At 74.8% G+C, this 16,674-nt stretch carries 12 protein-coding genes; 4 read left to right on the top strand and 8 right to left on the bottom strand.

Annotation, left to right across the window (positions count from 1 at the left end):
* Window positions 1-4: 4 nt before the first annotated feature.
* Entirely contained in the window at window positions 5-979 is a 975-nt protein-coding gene (locus G3T38_RS13950) for a helix-turn-helix domain-containing protein (RefSeq protein ID WP_338037653.1), read from the bottom strand.
* Between the two features lie 93 nt (window positions 980-1,072).
* Between G3T38_RS13950 and G3T38_RS13955 the strand changes: the two genes are divergently transcribed.
* A complete protein-coding gene (locus G3T38_RS13955; RefSeq protein WP_163772920.1) occupies window positions 1,073-1,213 on the top strand; it encodes a hypothetical protein in 141 nt (46 codons plus the stop codon).
* Window positions 1,214-1,665: 452 nt separating this feature from the next.
* On the opposite strand, the gene rpsA is transcribed toward G3T38_RS13955, so the two are convergent.
* Entirely contained in the window at window positions 1,666-3,132 is a 1,467-nt protein-coding gene (gene rpsA, locus G3T38_RS13960; RefSeq protein ID WP_163772921.1) for a 30S ribosomal protein S1, read from the bottom strand.
* Between the two features lie 220 nt (window positions 3,133-3,352).
* On the opposite strand from rpsA, the gene G3T38_RS13965 reads away from it, so the two are divergent.
* Window positions 3,353-4,186, top strand: coding sequence for a class I SAM-dependent methyltransferase (locus G3T38_RS13965; RefSeq protein WP_163772922.1), 834 nt, complete (start codon window positions 3,353-3,355; stop codon window positions 4,184-4,186).
* Window positions 4,187-4,295: 109 nt separating this feature from the next.
* Window positions 4,296-5,570 (top strand): acyltransferase family protein, encoded by a 1,275-nt coding sequence (locus G3T38_RS13970; protein ID WP_163772923.1) that lies wholly within the window; start codon window positions 4,296-4,298, stop codon window positions 5,568-5,570.
* 79 nt (window positions 5,571-5,649) lie between these two features.
* Here the strand turns inward: G3T38_RS13970 and pgfA are convergent, their stop codons facing one another.
* The gene (gene pgfA, locus G3T38_RS13975) at window positions 5,650-6,555 is read right to left on the bottom strand and encodes a cell envelope lipid trafficking protein PgfA (protein WP_163772924.1); all 906 of its coding nucleotides are present in this window, start codon (window positions 6,553-6,555) and stop codon (window positions 5,650-5,652) included.
* Between the two features lie 86 nt (window positions 6,556-6,641).
* Window positions 6,642-7,400, bottom strand: coding sequence for a class I SAM-dependent methyltransferase (locus G3T38_RS13980; protein WP_338037654.1), 759 nt, complete (start codon window positions 7,398-7,400; stop codon window positions 6,642-6,644).
* 92 nt (window positions 7,401-7,492) lie between these two features.
* Here G3T38_RS13980 and G3T38_RS13985 point away from each other — a divergent pair, with 92 nt between their 5' ends.
* Window positions 7,493-8,602 (top strand): glycosyltransferase family 4 protein, encoded by a 1,110-nt coding sequence (locus tag G3T38_RS13985; protein WP_338037655.1) that lies wholly within the window; start codon window positions 7,493-7,495, stop codon window positions 8,600-8,602.
* 88 nt (window positions 8,603-8,690) lie between these two features.
* On the opposite strand, the gene G3T38_RS13990 is transcribed toward G3T38_RS13985, so the two are convergent.
* The 4 genes from G3T38_RS13990 to G3T38_RS14005 all read right to left on the bottom strand — a co-directional run bounded on the left by G3T38_RS13990 (window position 8,691) and on the right by G3T38_RS14005 (window position 16,656).
* Window positions 8,691-8,855 (bottom strand): hypothetical protein, encoded by a 165-nt coding sequence (locus G3T38_RS13990; RefSeq protein WP_163772926.1) that lies wholly within the window; start codon window positions 8,853-8,855, stop codon window positions 8,691-8,693.
* 69 nt (window positions 8,856-8,924) lie between these two features.
* Entirely contained in the window at window positions 8,925-10,775 is a 1,851-nt protein-coding gene (locus G3T38_RS13995) for an MmpA family trehalose lipid delivery protein (RefSeq protein ID WP_163772927.1), read from the bottom strand.
* Window positions 10,772-12,643 (bottom strand): hypothetical protein, encoded by a 1,872-nt coding sequence (locus G3T38_RS14000; protein ID WP_163772928.1) that lies wholly within the window; start codon window positions 12,641-12,643, stop codon window positions 10,772-10,774. The genes G3T38_RS13995 and G3T38_RS14000 overlap by 4 nt, the downstream gene beginning before the upstream one ends.
* Window positions 12,640-16,656, bottom strand: coding sequence for an alpha-(1->3)-arabinofuranosyltransferase domain-containing protein (locus tag G3T38_RS14005; protein WP_338037666.1), 4,017 nt, complete (start codon window positions 16,654-16,656; stop codon window positions 12,640-12,642). Before G3T38_RS14005 ends, G3T38_RS14000 begins: the two co-directional genes overlap by 4 nt.
* Window positions 16,657-16,674: the final 18 nt, after the last annotated feature.

Genomic DNA, 16,674 nt, shown 5'->3' on the forward strand with positions numbered 1-16,674 from the left:
GGGATCAGCCCGCGACCTGCTGGGGATCGGGGGCGAGGGTGAAGGCGCGACGGTACTGCTGCGGGCTCACCCCGCGGGCGCGGCCGAAGTGCAGCCGCAGCGTGGCGGCGTTGACGAAGCCCACCTCGGCGGCGATGCGGTCGACGGACAGGTCGGTGCGCTCCAGCAGCTCCTCGGCGGCGCGCACGCGGTGGGCGGTCACCCAGGCGTGCGGCGTCGTGCCCGTCTCGTCGCGGAACCGCCGCGCGAACGTGCGCGGCGACATCACGGCTCGCCGTGCCAGCTGCTCGACGGAGTGGTCGACTGCGAGGTTCTCGAGCACCCAGGTGAGCAGGGGGCCGAGGGTCTCCCCCGTGCACTCGGGCACGGCGCGGGAGATGAACTGGGCCTGGCCCCCCTCGCGCTGCGGCGGCACGACCATCCGCCGGGCGATGAGCCCGGCGATGGCGGCGCCGTGCTCCTGACGCCAGATGTGGAGGCAGGCGTCGATGCCGGCGGCGGTCCCGGCGCTGGTCACGACCTGCCCGGTGTCGACGAACAGCACCTCCGGCACGACCTGCGCGTCCGGGAACCGTGCGGCGAGCTCGTCGGTGTACCTCCAGTGCGTCGTGCACTCCCGACCGTCGAGGAGACCGGCCTCGCCGAGCGCGAAGGCGCCCGAGCACACGGACAGCATGCGCGCACCCCGCTGGTACGCCGCACGCAACGCCTCGAGGACGACCGGCTCCGTCGTGGCGCCGCGGGGCACGGCGGGCACGACCACCAGGTCGGCCGACTCCATCCGGTCGAGGCCGTCCTCCACGGCGATGCTGAACCCGGGGATGGAGGTGCGCATCGGACCGGGGCGCGGCGTGACCACGGCGAAGTCGAGGAGCGGCACGCCGTCGTCGGTGCGGTCGAGACCGAAGGACTCGCAGACGACACCGAGCTCGAACGGCGCCAGGCCGTCGACGGCGAGGCACACCACGTTGGTCAGCACCCTCACAGCGTCGCACAGGCGTGGCAGGAAATCGATGCACCCCGGCATCCGAGCCACTCGTGGCAGCAATCGAGTGGTAGCACGATCACTGCCATGACCTTCGTGATCCTGTTCCTGGCCCTCGTCGGCGTCGTGTGGTTCGCCGCGACCTTCCGCGCCCTCCTCGACGACCGCGGCACCCCGCCCCGGTCCCACCCCGACGACACCTTCGCCCCCCGTCGCGAGCTGCGCTGAGGTCGCCCCCTTCCGCGGGGGCGCCCGCCTCCCTAGGAAGAAAACGCGGACCGATCCCGGGCTGGGCGAGGAAAACGCGGACCCCTCGAGCCCCCCGGTCCGCGTTTTCTTTGTTCGGGGCGGGGGCGGGCTGGGGCGGGGGCGGGCGGCGCGGGATCGGCGGGATCGGGTACGCCGCGGCCGACCCCGCGCCGTACCGGGACGTCCTGCGGTCCGGCGCCCCCGGCCACCGCGGCGCCTGACGTCCGGCACGCCGGGCGCGCGGTGCACCGGGACTGTGCGCCTGGTCCAGCCCCGACCGTGCGGAGCCCGTCGCGGCCGCACACTTCGGCACCACCGCCGACCCGACCTGATCCCGACCCGTGTCGGGCCGGGGACGGCGAAGGGCGCCCACCCCCTCGCGGGGATGGGCGCCCTTCGTCGGTTCAGCCGGAGCGGCCGACCTCAGCGACTCACGCGCCGCCGGTCAGCTTCTCGCGGAGCGCCTGCAGCGCCTCGTCGGAGGCGAGCGAGCCGCCCTCCTCCTCGCCGGCGACCTCGTCGCCACCGCTGGAGTACGACGTGGCCTCGCCGGCCTCGGCGTCGGCCTGCTTGGCCTCGGCCTGCTGCTTGACGTGCGCCTCCCAGCGAGCGTGCGCCTTGGCGTACTGCTCCTCCCAGGTCGCGCGCTGCTCGTCGAAGCCCTCGAGCCACTCGCCCGTCTCGGGGTCGAAGCCCTCGGGGTAGATGTAGTTGCCCTCGGCGTCGTACGACGCGGTCATGCCGTACAGGGTCGGGTCGAAGTCGTCGGCGTCGGCCGCGGCAGCCGTCTCGTTCGCCTGCTTCAGCGAGAGCGAGATGCGGCGACGCTCGAGGTCGATGTCGATGATCTTGACCATGACGTCGTCGTTGACCTGGACGACCTGCTCCGGGATCTCGACGTGGCGCTCGGCGAGCTCCGAGATGTGCACCAGGCCCTCGATGCCCTCCTCGACGCGGACGAACGAGCCGAAGGGCACCAGCTTGGTGACCTTGCCCGGCACGATCTGGCCGATCTGGTGGGTGCGGGCGAAGTGCTGCCACGGGTCCTCCTGCGTCGCCTTCAGCGACAGGGAGACACGCTCGCGGTCCATGTCCACGTCGAGGACCTCGACGGTGACCTCGTCACCGACGGTGACGACCTCGGACGGGTGGTCGATGTGCTTCCACGACAGCTCCGAGACGTGGACGAGACCGTCGACGCCGCCGAGGTCCACGAACGCACCGAAGTTGACGATCGAGGACACGACACCCTTGCGGATCTGGCCCTTCTGCAGCTGCGTGAGGAAGCCCTGGCGGACCTCCGACTGCGTCTGCTCGAGCCAGGCGCGACGCGACAGGACCACGTTGTTGCGGTTCTTGTCGAGCTCGATGATCTTCGCCTCGAGCGTCTGGCCCACGTAGGGCTGCAGGTCGCGCACACGACGCATCTCCACCAGCGAGGCGGGGAGGAAGCCGCGGAGGCCGATGTCGAGGATGAGGCCGCCCTTGACGACCTCGATGACGGTGCCCTCGACGACGCCGTCCTCGTCCTTGACCTTCTCGATCGTGCCCCAGGCGCGCTCGTACTGCGCGCGCTTCTTGGACAGGATCAGGCGGCCTTCCTTGTCCTCCTTCTGGAGGACCAGGGCCTCGACCTTGTCGCCGACCTCGACGACCTCGGAGGGGTCGATGTCGTGCTTGATCGACAGCTCGCGCGAGGGGATGACACCCTCGGTCTTGTAGCCGATGTCGAGGAGGACCTCGTCGCGGTCGACCTTGACGATCGTGCCCTCGACGATGTCGCCGTCGTTGAAGTACTTGATGGTCGCGTCGATAGCGGCGAGGAAGTCCTCCTCGGAGCCGATGTCGTTGATGGCGACCTGAGGCGCGTCGAAGATGGTGGAGATGCTGCTCGTCATGTGGAAGGAAGAACCTTTGCGGTGGGCAGAAGTCGTGCGGGCACGCCAGGGTCCTGGTTCACTACCGAGGGTGGAGCCCCTCACCGCGAACGAGCCGCAGGAGGGCGGATAGCGAGCACGGGTCCACTCCGTCCGGGACGCAGGCAGACCTCTGGCGCTCCGAGTACCCTACGCCGCCGCCCCGCGAGCGTCCAACACCGGGGCCACTAGGGTCCGCGGCATGGAGGTCGAGAGCAGCGAGCCCGCACGGCGGCACGTCGACGACGCCGTGGTGCGGGCGGCCAACCGCGCCGACTGGGACGAGCACGCCGACGACTACCAGGCCGAGCACGGCTCGTTCCTCGGCGACGCCGGTTTCGTCTGGGGGCCGGAGGGGCTCCGCGAGGAGGACGCCCGCTTGCTCGGCACCGCAGGCTCCCTCCCCGGCCGACGGTTCCTCGAGCTCGGCGCGGGTGCCGCGCAGTGCTCCCGCTGGCTCGTGCGGCAGGGCGCCTGGGCGGTGGCCCTCGAGCTCTCGGGCCGCCAGCTCCAGCACGCCCGCCGCATCGACGACGACTCCGGCACCACCGTCCCCGCCGTCCAGGCCACCGCCACCGCGTTGCCCTTCGCCGACGGGACCTTCGATGCGGTCTTCGCCTCCTACGGCGCCTTCCAGTTCGTCGCGGACGCCGCCGCCGTGCTCACCGAGAGCGCCCGGGTGCTGCGCCGTCCCGGTCGGCTCGTGTTCTCCGTGACGCACCCGGTGCGCTGGTGCTTCCCCGACGACCCCGGACCGGAGGGCCTCGTCGCCTCCTCGAGCTACTGGGACACCCGGCCGTACGTCGAGGTCGACCCCGACGCGGACGACCCGACCGCCGACGCGGCGGTGCGCTACGTCGAGCACCACCGGACGCTCGGGGACTGGGTGCGCCTGCTCCACGCCCACGGCTTCCGGCTCACGGACCTGGTGGAGCCCACCTGGCCCGCCGGCGCCGAGCACGTGTGGGCGGGGTGGTCCCCCACCCGCGGGCGCATCCTGCCGGGCACGGCGGTCTTCGTGGCCGACCTGGGCTGAGCGCGACCCTCCCCGCCCGTCACCACCCCCTCCGTACATTCGATGGCCGGGTCGTTGCCGGCCTCGACCGGGGGGTCGGCACCGTGGTCCCCGGACGGAGGTCGGTCGAGTGAACGAGGAGTCCCTGCCCGGCGTCGCGACAGCGACGCCCGCGCCCGCCGCAGCACGCACGACGGCACCCGCGCCGTCGTCCGCGCGGTCGACGCGCCCCCCGTGGTTCCCCGTGCTCGACACCCTGCGCGGCGTCGGAGCCGTCGCCGTCGTCACCACCCACTGCGCCTACTGGGCCGGGGCCTACGAACCCACGCGCACGGGCTGGCTGCTGGCCCGCCTCGACGTCGGCGTCGCCCTGTTCTTCGTGCTCTCGGGCTTCCTCCTCGCCCGCCCCCACCTGGCAGCCGCGCGGACGGGCGCGACCCCGCCCGTGCTCGGCACCTACGTGCGCCACCGGATCTGGCGCATCGCCCCGCTCGCGGTGGTGACGGTGCTGCTGGCCTTCGTGCTGCTGGAGGGCAACCACGACCTCACCCTCCGCGAGCGGGTCGCGGCGCTCACCCTGACCAGCACGTACGTCGTGGAGACCGGCTTCCCCGGAGGCCTCACCCACCTGTGGAGCCTGACGACGGAGGTCGCGTTCTACGCGGTGCTGCCCGCCGTCATGGTGCTCGCCGTGGGTCGTGGCGGGCGCGCGGGCCTGCGCCCGGCTCGCATCGCCGCCCTGACCGCGGCGATGGTGGCGATCAGCGTGACGTGGTTCTTCCTGCTGCCGAGCCACGACTCCCCCGGCGGCGGGACGATCCCCGTCGGCGACACGATCACCGACGCGGTCCTCGCCCACGGCGAGCCCGAGCTGTGGCTCCCCGGCTACCTCGCGTGGTTCGCGGGCGGGGTGGCGCTCGCCGCGGCGTACGAGCTGGTCCGCGCGGGCCGCCGGAGCCGCGCCCTCGCCTGGACGCAGGCGCTCGCCGTGCGGCCCGCCGTCTGCCTGGCGCTGGCGGCAGCGCTGATGTGGTGGAGCGCCTCCCCGGTGCTCGGCCTGCCGACCCTCTCCCGGGTGACGCCCGACGAGCACGCCCTGAAGACGGTCGTCTACCTCGTGGTCGCCTCGCTGGTCGTGCTCACCGGCGTGTTCACCCGACCGGGCCTCTACACCCGGGTGCTCGCCCACCCGGTCCTGCGGCGGCTCGGCACGCTCTCGTACGGCGTGTTCTGCCTCCACCTCGTCGTGCTGCACCTCGTGCTGCAGAACGTGGGCTGGGAGCACGGCGAGGCGCCGCTGCACGTGCTCCTCCCCGTCGTGCTGGGCATCTCGCTGGTCGCCGCCGAGGTGGCGCACCGGCTCGTCGAGGCACCGGCGATGCGCATCGCCCGCCGACGCCGCTGACCCCGGAGAGCAGCCGACCCGCCGCACCCACGGGTGCGACGGGTCAGCAGGGACGCCGGAGCGTCAGGACGCCGGGGCGTCAGGCCGAGTCGGCCCGTCGGCGGCCGCCGCCACCGATGAGGAGCAGCGCGCCGACGAGGAGCGCCACGACGCCGAGGATGCCGCCGACGAGGGGCACCCAGGTGCCGAGCAGCGCCAGCGTGCGGCCGTTGGACTCCGCCGCGTCGACGTTCGCCTGGACGGTCTCGTCGGTGTAGCCCACGTTGAGGTCGAGCGCGACCGTGCCGTCCTCGGTGGTGCGCTGCTCGTCCTGCGTCTGCTTGATGATCGCGCCCGTCGTCGGGTCGATCCAGTAGACCTTCGCCGTCGAGTAGCTGCCCTGCACGCCGGAGGCGATCTCGGCGGGCTGGTCGGTCACCGTGTACTCGAACTTGTAGGTGTCGAGGCCCTCGATCTTCTCGCGACCCTCGAACGTGGCCGTGACGGTGGCGCCCAGCACGCTGTCCCAGACCTCGTAGTCCTTCTGCTCCACGTTGAAGGGCCACTTGTTGACGAGGCCGACCTTCTGGTCGGTGCCGGCCGGCACGTAGTCGCCGTTCTCCACGGCCTCCGCGGTGTGGCGGTCGGTCGCGAACACGTCGGGCTCGGAGATCGTCACGATCCGCTCGTCGTCGCCCTCGAGGCAGTAGTCGTCCGCCGGGAGGTCCTCGTCGACCGCGACGCAGGTGTAGGCCACGAACACGATCACGTCGTCGTCGGAGCGCTCCGAGTCGGCCTTGGTGATGTTCTGGACCTTCACCGGCTCCGGGGTGTCGGAGCCACCGAGCACCACCAGACCGCTCGCCTCACCCGAGAGACGCGTGTCCGAGTCGGTGTCGAGCGGTGTCTTCTCCGCGTTGGGCAGTCCCCACAGGCGGGCGACCAACGCCGCCACCACCAGGAACGACCCGACGAACAACAACGCCCACGTTGCCACCCTGCGCACGACCAACTCCCTCGTTCCCTCCGACACGACGATCCCCGTCGCGGCGGCTCAACGTAGCAGCACACAGCCCGTTGCTGTGCGCCAATTCACACCTTCTCGGCGCGTCGCCGCAGCACGATCACGAGGTTCCAGGTGACCACCTCGCGCAGCACCGGGATCCGCAGGACCCACCAGGCCCAGCGCGGCAGGTAGCGCGGGAACACCGCGACGACCTCCCCGCCCTGCTGGCGCTCCAGCCAGCGGAGCCCGTCCGCCACCGTGACCGCGTAGAGCGACTCGCCGAACCGGTTCTTGGGCTCCCGCCCGTGACGCCGGGCGTAGCGACGCCGCGCGTAGGTGCCACCCAGGTAGTGCCAGGGCGCCGTCTCGTGGCCTCCCCACGGCCCCCACCACACCGTCCAGGACAGGAACACCGTCCCGCCGGGTCGCGTCGCGCGCAGCATCTCCTCCGCCATCACCCACGGACGGTCGACGTGCTCGAGCACGTTGGAGGAGTAGCAGACGTCCAGCACACCGTCGGCGACCGGCAGCGCCGTGCCGCTCCCGATGATGGTCCGCGCGTCGGGGTCGCCGCGCCCGGCGAGCTCGCCCACATCGGCGTCGAGGGCGACGTAGGTCGCCCCGCGCGCCTCGAACGCCTCGCGGAAGTACCCCGGACCGCCGCCGACGTCGAGGAGCAGGGCCCCGTCGAGGTCGGTCATGGTGCGCAGCTGCTCCGCGGAGTCCGCGGCGAGCGCGCCGTAGAAGACGTCGGGCTCGGTCTGCTCCTTGCGGAACGCCCTCACCAGGCGCACGGATCGGCGGAGCCCGGGACGGTAGCCGGAAGGCGCGGTCGGTCGGTGCACCAGCGCAGGCTAGTCGAAACCGAACTCTGCGGTAACCTCGCGCCGCAGCGGCACCGGGAGGGGTGTCGCCGCAGGTGGGCGGGAGGGTCCGGGTGCACGGCACGAGCGTCGTCTTCCTGAGCTGGCGCGACGCGACGCATCCCGAGGCGGGGGGCGCCGAGCGCTACCTCACGCAGGTCGCGGCCGGTCTCGCCGAGCGCGGTGCGCACGTGACCGTCTTCAGCGCCGCCACCCACGGCCGCCCCACGGCGGAGACCGTCGACGGGGTCCGTCTCGTGCGCGCGGGCAGCCGGACGACCGTGTACCTCCACGGCCTGTGGGCCCTCCTCCGCGGCCGTCTCGGCCGACCCGACGTGGTCGTCGACGTGCAGAACGGCATCCCCTTCCTCGCGCGGCTCGTCACGCGACGTCCCGTGGTGGTGCTCGTGCACCACGTGCACCGCGAGCAGTGGCCGGTCATCTTCCCGGGCCTCGCGTGGCGCCTCGGCTGGTGGATCGAGAGCCGGCTCTCGCCGTGGGTCTACCGGCGGGACCGGTACGTCACCGTCTCCCGGGCGACCCGGGACGAGCTCGTCCGCATGGGCGTCGACGACTCCCGCATCGACATCGTCCGCAACGGCTGCGAGCCTCCGCTCGCCGTCACCACCGGGCGGTCACCGACGCCGCTGGTCTGCGTCGTCGGCCGCCTCGTGCCGCACAAGCAGGTCGAGCACGCGATCGAGGCCGTCGCCGCCCTCCGTCCCGACCTCCCCGACCTGCGGCTCGTCGTGGTCGGCGACGGGTGGTGGAGCGACGAGCTCGTCGACCTCGCCGAGCAACGGGGGATCACGGACGCGGTCGACTTCCTCGGGTACGTCGACGAGCGCACCAAGCACGAGGTGTACGCCGCCAGCTGGGTGATGGCCCTGCCGTCGCTCAAGGAGGGCTGGGGCATCGTCGTCAGCGAGGCCGGGGCCCACGGCGTGCCCACCGTCGCCTACGCCGATGCGGGCGGTACCACCGAGTCGGTGCATGACGGGGAGTCCGGGATCCTGGCCGACGACCGCGCAGCCTTCGTGGAGGCGCTGCGCCGCGTGCTCACGGACCCGGTCGAGCGTCGCCGGCTCTCCGACGGCGCCCGGGCCGTCAGTGCCGAGCTCGACTGGATCGCGACGGAGAAGGCGTTCGCCGACGTGCTCCGCGCGACGGTCGAGGGCACCTGACCCCCGACGTGCGCACGCCCCGTCGGACCGATGGTCCGACGGGGCGTGCGGGGGAGCCGGCGCGCGGCGGGCAGGGGCCCGCCGCGGCTCAGTTCGACCCGTAGTCGATGACCGACGCCGCTGGCGCCTGGGAGTCGCCGGGCGAGGTCGACGGCGCGCTCGTCTGCGAGCTCACCACCCCCACCACCGACACGGCAGCGACAGTGCCGCCCACGACCAGCGAGACCAGTGTTCCGATGAGACCGGTGCCCATGACCACCCCTTTCCGGGGGTGACTGTAGCAGCGGGAACTGCCTTTCGTGACGTGGATCTCCACGACACGTCAGCGGTGCGCGCGCCGGTTCCGCCGGAGGGCCGACACCACTGCCCCGCGAAGGGCCCCGAGGCCTCCCGCGGCCACCAGCACGGCGAACGCCCCCCACGCACCGGCGAGCACCACGACCCGGCCGGTCGACGCCAGCGGCGGCGCGGCGCGGCCCTCGAGGCGCCGTACGTCCCAGCCGTCGGTCGTCAGCAGCGGCTTCGCGCGCAGGCCGGGGACCAGCTCGGTGGGGGCGTCGGCGACGTCGGGTCCGCGGTCGACGACGACGTGGCTGACGCCGAGGCGCAGCAGGGCGTCGGTGCGGGCGTCGGCGTCGGGCAGGGCCAGCGCCGCGAGCACCGCGCGAGCGCGGACGTCCTCCCCCGGCAGGCGGCGACCGTCGACGTAGAGGTCGTCGGCCGCGACGACCTCACGACCGGAGGCCCCCAGGGCCCGCGGAGTCGGGTCGAGGACGGGGCGACCGCCGTTCCAGGCCGGCGCACGGTAGGTCGCGAACGGCAGCACCACGACCGCGCCGGGCACGTCGTCGTCGGCGAGCGCGTCGGCGGCGCGCGCCAGGTCGTCCGGGACGGCGACCGCCTCGAGCCGTTGCTGCACCCCGAGCGCGGCGTCCGGAAGCGCCGCCACCGGGAGGAGCGGCAGCACCCACACCAGGGCCGGGGCGAGCACGACGCCGCGGCGGTCGCCGCGGGCGCCGCGCGCCCGGGCCGCCCGGGTCGCCCGGGTCGCCCCGGTCGCCCGGGCCGCCGCGGTCGCGGCCCCGACGAGCAGCGCCGGAAGCGCCAGACCCGCGAGGCGCGAACCGTCCCGGAGCAGTCCACCTCCCGGCACGGCGAGGGCGACTGCCGCGGACGCGGCCGGCCAGCACCACGTGAGCAGTCCGAGACCGAGCCCCGCCGCGGCGAGCCCGAGCACGGCGACCCGCTCGCGGACCGGCGGGCCTCCCGCGACGGCCCGGGACGCCACGACGAGCAGGCCGACGACCGCCGCGGCCCACGCCCAGGCCCACGGCCCCGCGAGGGAGGCGGGGACGACGTCGGTGTTCCAGATGCCGCCGAGCCCCAGCACGGCGACCGGTGCGGGCACCCCGTCGGGGCCCCGCGCGGCGAAGACCTCCGCGGCCGTGCGCGCCGCAGCGGCCGTGGGCGGCTCGCTCCCCGGCGCCGCGAGCCCGGCGACGACCCACGGGGCGTTCGCCGCCGCCAGCGCCGCCACGAGGAGCGCCCAGCGGCGCGGCCCGGCGCGACCCACGACCCCCACCAGCAGCACCGCGGCGAGCGCGGTCGCGACGCCGGCGGACCCGCTGAGCGAGCCGATCGGGAGCAGGAGGAGCCAACCCGCCGGGAGGGGACGTCCGCGCGCCGCGCGCCGCCCGGCGACGTGGAGCCACGGCAGCACGGCGTAGGCCAGCAGCATGGTCCAGTGCCCGAGCAGGAGCCGCTCGACGACGTACGGGTTCCAGGTCGCGAGCACGACCGCCGCGGCCCGCACCCCCGCCGGCGCGGTGCGCACGACCCGGTGGGCGCCGCTCCCGACCGCGACGAGGGAGCCGAGGAGCACCGCCTTCTGGAGCACCACCCCACCGACGAGCTCGTCGAGCAGTGCGACGACCTGGTCGGACGGCACCGCGCGCGGCGCGCCGTCGACGAGGCCCCAGCCCGCCTGCGTCACGGGCAGGTCCGGCAGCCAGACCATGTCGTAGGACAGGACGAGACCCGGCAGGAGCGCCGGACCGAGCAGGACCACCGCGACCAGGACGGCGAGGGCGTCGAGCAGGAGGGCGGTACGCCGCGGGACCGCCGGCGTCGCGACGGCGCCCGGCGAGGACGCGGGGCCGGGATCGACGGTCACGAGACCGGTGCGCCGGTGAGGTCCGGCGAGCCGAGGGCGGCGTCGGTCACGCACACGGGCGGGGCGCCGGGCGCCGGCTGCACGAGCACCGAGCCCTCGTCACGGACGACGAACCACACGTACCCGACGCCCTCCGGCACGGTCACGACCTGGCCCAGCGCGTCCCCGACCCGCACCACGAGAGAGGACTCCGTCCCCGCTACGACCCCCAGGCGCAGGATGATGCCGTCGTCCGGGCCACGCTCGAGGACGTGGACACGGGGCCCCGAGACCGCCCACCCGCAGCCGGGGTCGGGGCCCGTCGCCTGGTCGGTCACGGCCGTCAGCCCGACCGGGCGCAGGCGCGCGAGACCGTCGAGCGCGAGCAGCTGCGTCCCCGGGCGGTCGAGCGCCTGCTCGCGGCCGACGGCGGTGAGGATCCCCGCCAGGTCGGTGCTGACCGCGATGTCCTGCGGCGGCGACAGCGACAGCAGCGGCGCGGCGGGGTCCTCGTCCAGCGCACGCAGGGCACCGTCGACGTAGTTGCGGGAGTACTCCCGCTGCACCACCGGCACGAGGAGCAGGGTGGTGAGCACGCAGCTCGCCGCCACCACCGTCGTCACGAGCACGGCGGGGCTCGACCACGCGAAGGGTGCGGGGGGCGCCGGGTCCGCCACCTCCTCCCCCGGCTCCTCCCCCGGCTCGGACGACGGCTCGGACGACGGCTCGGGCGACCGCTCGGGCGACCGCGGCCGCACCGGCGCGAACGCCGCGCAGACAGCGACGACCAGCACCGGCAGGGCGTCCGTGATGTAGCGGGGGTCCCGGGCGACCAGGCCGAGCGCGTCCGCACGCCCGACGACGAGCAGCAGCACGTCGGCGGCGACGTACCCCACCGCGACCAGCCACGCCTGCCAGGCGCCCCGACGGCGGCGGAGGCTGACCACGACGAGCGCGACGAAGCCCGCGCTGACGAGCGCGGCGAGCGGGACCGGCACCACGGCGTACACCGTGTTGATCGCGCCGTCACTGCTCCACGGCGCGCCGACGACACCGGGCAGGAGCACCTGGAAGAGCACTCGACCTGCCGCCAGCCACCGGTTCTGGTCGTCCGAGGCGGTGCCGAGGGCATCACCGTCGGTGAGGGTGAGGTAGGCCGCGACGTACGCGCCCCAGACGAGCGCGTGCGCGAGCCACAGCCACCGCAACCGCAGCACCTCGACCACCCGCGCGCGCCAGCCGAGGCCCGCCCCCAGCACCAGCACGTGCACCGCGAGCAGCAGCGGCAGCACGAGGGCCGCCTTCTCCCAGAACACCAGGCCCAGCACCTGGGCGAGCACCGAGAGCACCGCCCAGCGGCGTCGGCCCGTGCGCGCGTGGAGCACGAGGCCGAGCAGGGCCGCGAGCAGGGCCACCTGCAGCGGGAGGGCTTGGAGCCCGGCCGCCCACCAGAGGGACGTCGCCAGCGCCAGGGGCGTGAACAGGTACGCCGCGAACGGCACCAGCAGCCACGGACTGGGCGGGAAGAGGGCCCGCAGCACCGCCAGGAGCAGGAGCGAGGCGACCAGCTGCAGCGCCACCAGCGAGATCGCGGCGGGCAGGAAGGACGTGTCGGCGAGGTGGCTGACGACCCAGTAGACGGCGTACTGCCCCGGTTCGAGGTGGCCGTTGTAGTCGCGCACCAGGAACTCGCGGCTCAGGCCCAGCGTGCGGGCGAGCTCGAGGTGCCGGAAGTCGTCCTGCCAGAAGTAGGACCCCGGGACCGTGAGGGCGCGGAGCAGGGTCTGCAGCGCCACCAGCCCGAGCCCGACGTGCCACACGCTCACCTGCGGCAGGCGGCCACCGAGCGCCGCGACCGCTGACCGGGCACGATCCACCGTCGCGCTCATCCCCCACCTCCACGACCACGCACCAGCACGATGCCGACCAGCCAGCCGACGCCGAGCGCGGCCAGGCCGTCCGCCGCGAGACCCGGGTACGCCGCCCGCTCGGCCAGCGCGGACGCGACGCCCGACGCGCCGACGAGGGCGACCGCCGCCCAGCGTGCGCGCTCGCCCGGCCAGCGGTACCCGAGGACGAGGCCTGCAGCGGCGACGAGGCCGCCCGCCACGGTCACCGCCAGCACGACCACGGCGGCGAGCGGGGGCGGCGTCCGGCGGGCGCGGAGATGAGCAGGCGCGCGGACGGGCCGGTGCTCGGGCAGCGGGACGGGGCCGTCGACCACGAGGAGGAGGTCGCGGCCCGAGCCGGGCCACCGCCGCCCGACCGCGGTCGCGGCCGCCAGCAGGAGCACGCCCGCGGCCAGACCGCCACCGACGAGGAAGAGCCGGTAGGCCCGGTCCGGCGCGAACTCCACGAGCACGCGACCGTCGACGCCGGCCGGCACGACGAAGCCCTGCCGCCACCCGTCGACCGCCACCCGGTCGAGGTCGCGTCCGTCGAGGGTGGCGCTCCAGCCGGGGTTGGCGTTCATGGGCAGGGCGAGCACGGACTCGTCACCGGCGCCGACCGCGATCTCCCAGGACGTGCGGTCCCGGGCGTCGACGGTGGCCGGACGCGCCGTGGTCGTCGCGCTCGCCGCGCTCGCCGCGCCCGACGACGCCGCGCCCCCGGCCGGCGTCCAGGCGAGGGTGGTGGCCAGGAACTGGGCCGTGGGCGCCGCGACCACGCGGTGGGTGCCAGGGCGGAGGTCGACGGCGTCACCGCACGCCTCCCACGTCAGCGGGGTCCCGGCGAGGACGTCACCGACCGTGCCGTCCACCCGCGTGGGCACCCGCACGCCGTCGACGAGCACGTCGGGGCCGAGCCCGCAGGTCGCTCCGGTCGCGGCCGCCGGATCCGGCGCGTGGCGGAGGTCGCCCACCCCGCCGAGACCCAGCTCGGCCAGCGTCATCGGACCGAGACCGTCGCTCCGCTCCAGCTCGACCACGACACCGCCGTCGGCGACGAGCGGCTCGATCTCGGCGGTGCCGAGCCCGAGGGGCACGCGCCGCGACTCCCCGTCGGCGGTGCGGACCGTGACCACGTCCGGCAGCCCACCGGTCGCGGCCCCGAGGGCCGTGACGCTCGTCAGGGTGCGCCGCCCCGGCCACGTGAACGTCAAGGTCGCCTCCTCCGCGCCGGGTTCGCTCCGCCACGCCGTGTCGGGGTCACCGTCGTGGGCGAAGACACCCGCCGCGAGCGGGTCCTCGGCGTACACCGAGTCGGCGACGACGGTGGCGGCGCCGCCCACCGGGTCGAGCAGCCGCGCGGCCGCCGGCCCCGGGCGGGGCGAGACGGTGCCCCGCAGCCGCCAGCTGCCCGGTTCGGTGGTCGTGAAGGTGCGGTCCATCGTCTCCGACTCGGGGAGCAGCACCGCGTCCTCGTCGCAGGTCAGTCCCCAGTCGAGCTGCACGCAGGCCCGCGTGACGGGCGGCTGCTGCAGCAGCACGGTGGTGCTCGCACCGACCGGCGTCGCCAGCACCCGGGTGCGCCCCGGCGCGATGCCCGGCAGGCCGACCTCCCGCACGCCGACGCTGCCCGTCTCCGCGCTGCTGGAGCTCGCCTGCACGACCTCGACCCGCAACGTCCGGAACGCGGGGAGGACCACCCGCAACCGGCCGTCGGCGGGCACGCCGTAGACCTCGGCGCTCCCGTCGACGACCAGACGGGCCCGCTCCACCTCGCGCAGCCCGTCGCCCGGTCCGGTCAGGAAGGCGACCTCGACGACCCCGCCGCGGGACGGCGCGTCGAGGTCGACGTCGAGCCACTGGTCCTCCGCCGGACGCAGGGGGTCCGACTCCCACCAGGTCGACTCGTCGGCGTCGACCGCGGCGGCCGGACCACGCCGGGGGTCGACCGGCCCCAGCACGTCGACGTACCCCCGGGAGCTCGACGCGGTGACGGAGGCACCCGCGACGTACTCCGTCGCCGCGAGCGGGACCCCGGGCGCCCCGGCGTAGTCCGTCTCGCGGCGACCGTCGCGCTCGGCGTCGTCGGCCGCCATCGTCTGCCCGACGGCACGGTGCACGCGGCCGAACTGCCGCTCGCGGCGCACGTAGCCGTCGGTGACGACGCCCCCCTCCCCCGGCTCGCCGGTGAGCGCCACCGGGTCGTCCGTGGCGACGAGCCCGGCGTCGACGAGACCGAGCACGTCCTCCGGCGCTCCGCTCAGCTCGGTCGCACCGCCCTCCGTGACGCGCGCCGCGGCTGCCGCTCCCGCCGCGCCCTCGACCTCCCAGACGTCGATGAGGGCACGCCCCGGCACCCCGCTGTCACCGAACCGCGCCACCCGCTCGATGCCCGCGCTCGTGGCGAGGGTGTGCTCCGTGCGGTCGGGGTCGGCGCCCCCGGAGAGGGCCGGGTCGAGGTCGCGGCGCAGCACCACGTGGGTGACGCCGATGCGCGCCAGGTAGTCGCGGAGGCCGGCCAGACCGACGCCCGAGGCGAAGCGCTGCTCCAGGCCGTCGAGGACCCGGGCGGTCGGACCGGGCGTGAGCGGCACCTGGCTGCGCGAGACCCAGGACGCTCCCTCCCCCTGCAGCGGCTCGTCGATCGTCCAGCCCCAGGTCTGCAGGCCGAAGCCCGCGCCGGGCACCACGAGCGCACGGGAACCGGGCTGCTCCTGCAGGTACGTCGCGGTCTCCGTCCACGCCGCGGGCTTCGCCTCCCAGCCCGGCGTGCGCATGCCCGCACCCACCGCGGGCGAGGCCCCGACGAGCACGAACGTGGCGGCCAGCACGAGGATGCCCCGCGCGCCGGGCCCGGCCACGTCGGGGCGGTCGCGGAAGCGGCTCCGGAACGCGGCCGCCAGGGCCACCGCCCCGTGCCCCACCCCGAGGGCCAGGGGCAGACGGACGAGCGGGTCGACCTTGTGCACGTTGCGCAGGGGGGCGAGGGGACCGTCGAGCAGGTCCCGCACGAACGGGTCGACGAGGGAGCCCGTCTGCGCCGCGCTGCCGGCGACGAGGCAGAGCAGCCCGACGAGGGCGATCGCACCCATGAGACGACCGGCCGGCATGTCGCGGCGCGTGAGCCCGTAGCAGCCCAGCGCGGCGACCACACCGGCGAACACGACGAGCGGGCCCGTCGTCACGAGGGTGTGGGCCGCGGGCCACCACGGCTGGCCGTCGACGGCGTAGTAGGCGACCCAGTGGTCGGCCCCGCGCACGCTGTTGGCCCACGCGGTCGTGGAGGTCGTCGCCGCCGCCGTCTCGATGTAGTCGAGGAACGGGGGGCTGTAGCGGCCGAGCAGCAGGAGCGGACCCAGCCACCACAGGCTCGCGGCGAGGCAGCCGACGGCCCACCACGCAGCGAGCAGGCGACCCGTGCGGTGCCGCAGCCCCGACGCGAGCAGCACCAGGGCCGCCGGGAGCACCGCGATCGTGCCGGTCGCGTTGACACCGCTCATGCAGAGCACGGCGACGCCCGACAGCAGGCCCGCCGTGACCGGAGGGACCCGACCCCGCAGGCACGCCACGAGCGGCCAGCACATCCACGGCAGGAAGGTGGCCGGCAGGAGCTCGCCCGTCAGCACGCCCACGGCACCGAACAGGCGGGGGGCCAGCGCGTAGGACAGCCCCGCGAGCACGGCCGCCGTCGACGAGAGGGACAGGGCGCGCGCGAGGCCGCGGGCACCCTCGTACGCGAGCACGAGCAGGAGGGCGGTCCACAGGCGTTGCGCGACCCAGTCGGGCACGCCGAGCACGTCGGCGCCCGCGAACCACGCGCCCTGCGGGAACAGGTAGCCGTAGGCCTGGTTCTGCAGCTCGCCGAAGGAGCCGTCCGGGTTCCACAGGTGGAGGGCCCGCCCGAGGAAGGCGAGGGGGTCGTCGGTGAGGTCGAGCTTCGTGTCGAAGGTGGTGCGCCCGGGGAGCTGCACGAAGGAGAGCACCCCGAAGAAGGCCCACGTCGCGGCTCGCACGGTCAACGCGCGAGCGCC

The sequence above is a fragment of the Nocardioides zeae genome (genome assembly GCF_010686755.1).
Taxonomy (GTDB): Bacteria; Actinomycetota; Actinomycetes; order Propionibacteriales; family Nocardioidaceae; genus Nocardioides; species Nocardioides zeae.